A 1,360-nucleotide genomic window follows, 5' to 3' on the forward strand; every position below is an offset into this window, starting at 1 on the left:
TGGATGATGAAGAGGATATCAAAACTGTTATTTGCCGTTGCCGGAATAATCATAGCCAAGATATTGCTTTAGACGCTGTAACGGAAAGTGGCGAACTCTATGTAGCCGGAGAATGGCTGATAGAAACCGGCATAGCAGGCCAACTGCTAGATATTTTTGTTACACAAGGAAAGGTGATAGTAGAAAGGCTGTAGCGTAAATTGCAGCTAAAAGAAAAGGCCGGATCTGTTATAAGTTCCGGCCTTTTTTATGATGAATCATTTGGGACAAAATACAATGAGAGCGTAGGAAAAATTATCCCAATGGCTTGGTGCTGCAAGAGTAAATTTATTTAGCTGCAAATAAAAAGCCGGAAAGATTGGAAGATCTTTCCGGCTTTTCTTATTAAAAACAGTTCAGTTAGCTATTAAAACTATTTTTTCACTTGTCAAGCCATGATAACCCTATTTTTGTTTCAGTTCTTACTTGTTTTACAAAAGCACAGCCAATAAGTGAGCCATTAAAAACAAAACAATCACCAAAGAAAAAATTATTTTTTATTCCATACCTTTCTAATAGTGAATCGGCAGGCAGTTTTTCTAAATAAAAAATTAAATCCACAATGCCAAAGGTATTCACTTTGTTTTCTAATGTGCTCTTTAATCTCATCTTTGAGATATTCAAAAAAAACTCATTTCTCCTTACTTCAGGATTGTTTGGTAATTCCACGCAACTATCTGAAAATATAACTTTATTTAGTTCTTCTATCCACGGCCTTTCGTAAGGGAGCGCACTAATAAGTTCAGCCAAATAAGTTATAGAATTACCTTTATTCATCATAACATAATAACCTTAGCACCCTTTCGAGTCCCCAGTTGCAACATTTCAACTTCATTCCACTGATTGATATGAGTCCATCCCCAAGACCAAGTAGCTCCCGCAGGTGGAGCACCTGTAGGAACTTCAAGTAGAACACCGCCTGAACCGTCTTTATTAGCATGTTGCAGAGCTAATTCTTTATTTGGAGTCCAAGAAACATATTGACTCTCACCAGTTAAACCACCTTCAGCATGTTGTTCTGGCGTTAGATCTGCATCAGGTTTCGCTGGTTTAACAGTTCCTTTTTTCGCAAGCTCTATATCGGGATGCTTAGCACTTACGCCTCTATATAATAGCCCACACGTCAATCCCCACGGATCGATGTAATTAAATGTATTTGGCGCATACTGATATAAATTAATTCCGCCCGATAACCCTATCGGGTCTTAGGAGTGATCCCAAGGCGATCGTACTCACCGACGCTCGCATCTCACTGAACAGCAATGCTTTTAAAGAACACACTTCCCCATTTTGGGAAAAACCGACACGCAACTTTTCCCGA

2 protein-coding genes and 1 pseudogene are annotated in these 1,360 nt (G+C 38.8%); 1 reads left to right on the forward strand and 2 read right to left on the reverse strand.

Annotated elements, in window-relative coordinates:
* Window positions 1-194, forward strand: a pseudogene (locus EOJ37_RS14235) (SymE family type I addiction module toxin); the annotation flags it as partial.
* 226 nt (window positions 195-420) lie between these two features.
* Here the strand turns inward: EOJ37_RS14235 and EOJ37_RS14240 are convergent.
* Together EOJ37_RS14240 and EOJ37_RS14245 are read right to left on the reverse strand one after the other, a co-directional pair.
* On the reverse strand, window positions 421-819 hold the full coding sequence (locus EOJ37_RS14240; RefSeq protein WP_127960517.1) for a hypothetical protein: 399 nt from the start codon (window positions 817-819) through the stop codon (window positions 421-423).
* Window positions 816-1,166: a hypothetical protein gene (locus EOJ37_RS14245; protein WP_206194078.1), complete on the reverse strand. Its 351-nt coding sequence runs from the start codon at window positions 1,164-1,166 to the stop codon at window positions 816-818. Before EOJ37_RS14245 ends, EOJ37_RS14240 begins: the two co-directional genes overlap by 4 nt.
* Window positions 1,167-1,360: the final 194 nt, after the last annotated feature.

It is taken from the genome of Serratia microhaemolytica (assembly GCF_004011885.1).
GTDB lineage: Bacteria > Pseudomonadota > Gammaproteobacteria > Enterobacterales > Enterobacteriaceae > Serratia_G > Serratia_G microhaemolytica.

Excerpts from the sequence above, each read along its gene's own strand:
- EOJ37_RS14240 (WP_127960517.1), bottom strand. The coding sequence starts at position 819 with ATGATGAATAAAGGTAATTCTATAACTTATTTGGCTGAACTTATTAGT.